The sequence below is a fragment of the Intrasporangium chromatireducens Q5-1 genome, assembly GCF_000576575.1.
Classification (GTDB): domain Bacteria; phylum Actinomycetota; class Actinomycetes; order Actinomycetales; family Dermatophilaceae; genus Intrasporangium_A; species Intrasporangium_A chromatireducens.
The window spans coordinates 1-1,588 of sequence record NZ_AWQS01000449.1 but is presented as its reverse complement, the minus strand read 5'-3'; the positions used below and the strand labels follow the sequence as shown (position 1 = coordinate 1,588).

General features: G+C 75.7%; 1 protein-coding gene. It reads right to left on the bottom strand.

Annotated features, from left to right (window positions below; translation table 11 throughout):
* On the bottom strand, positions 1-1,588 hold a 1,588-nt coding region (locus N864_RS22115), incomplete at both ends, for a [protein-PII] uridylyltransferase (protein WP_034722623.1).

Genomic DNA, 1,588 nt, shown 5'->3' with positions numbered 1-1,588 from the left:
CGCCCGCCAGTCGGTCCACGCGAGCGGCCCCGCGGCGCGAGCGTCGGCCTCGGTGAGGGCGCGGAGCAGCTCGAGCGTCGAGCCGGACCCCCCGACGGCCGCCGCCAGGGCATCGACCGTCGCGGGGTCGGTCGGGTCGCGTCGGGTGGCGAGCTCGGCGAGCGTGAGGTGCTCCCGCACCAGCCGGACCACGAGGGCGGCATCCTCGTCCGGGATGCTCATTCGCCGCACCACGGCGCCGGCCAGGCGGGCCCCGGCAGCGGCGTGGTCGTGGGCTCCTTCCACCTTGCCGATGTCGTGCAGCAGTGCTGCCAGCAGGAACAGGTCCGGGCGGTGCAGGTCCCGCAGCATCCCGCTCGCGACGACGACCGTCTCGATGAGATGCCGGTCGACCGTGTGGCGGTGCACGGCGCTGCGTTGCGGACGGCAGCGCACCCCGGCCCACTCGGGCAGCCACCGGTCGACGACCCCGACGAGGTCGAGCCCCTCCCAGACGGCGACCAGGCCAGGGCCCGCCGCGAGCAGCTCGGTGAAGAGCTCTCGAGCGAGCTCTGGCCAGGGGTCGGGCAGTGGCGGCGCCTGCTCGGCCAGGTTGCGCAGGGTTGCCGGGGCCAGGGGCAGGTTGTTGCGGGCGGCGACGACGGCCGCGCGCAGCGGCAGGAGCGGGTCCGTGCCGGCGGTTGAGGCTGAGCCGAGGACGGCTTCGCCCTCGTGCCGGTACAGCCCGTAGCCGAGGGGTGCGAGCTGCGGCCGCCGGGCCGCCACCCTGAGGGTGCGGGCGCGCTGGGACTGCAGGGCCCGTCGCAGGGTGGTCTGTGCGGCATACCCGATCACCCGCGCGGACGCGGAGACGGTCGTGAGGAGCGCGTCGGCGTCCGGCTCTCCGAGCAGCGCCGCGCAGGCGTCCTGGTCGTCGCGAGCGAGGCGGTTCCGGTCCCGGCCGGTCACCACGTGGAGAGCGTCCCGGACATCGAGGAGGTGGGCGTACGCCTCGTCGACGTCGCCGTGCGGACGGTCGGCCAGCCAGGCGGCGGTGAGTGCCCGGATCAGGGTCATGTCGCGGATCCCGCCACGGGCCTGCTTGAGGTCGGGCTCGACGAGGTGGGGCAGGTCCCCGTGCCGGGCGTGGCGTGCCGCGAGCGTCATCTCGACCTCGGACAGCCGTTTGCGTGCATTGGCACGCCAGTCATGCGCGACGGTGGAGCGGGCCGCCGCCACGACGTCGGGGTCACCGGCCACATGGGCGAGGTCGAGCAGTCCGGTGGCCGCCGTGAGGTCGGCAGCAGCCACTGCGCGGCACTCGGCAACGGTCCGCACGCTGTGGTCGAGCCGGACGCCCAGGTCCCACATCGGGTACCAGAGCCGGTCCGCGAAGGTGGCGACGTCCGTGCCGGCCAGCCCCCGCGGATGGTGCAGCAGGACCAGGTCGAGATCGCTGAGCGGGCCGGGCTCCCCCCGGCCCAGCGACCCGACGGCCGCGAGCGCCACACCGTCGAGCCGACGCCCGGCCCGCGCCTCGTCCCAGATCTCCGCGAGCACGGCCCGCGTCTGCTCGGTGATGGCCCGGCGCCGGGCGGCACCGGCGCCG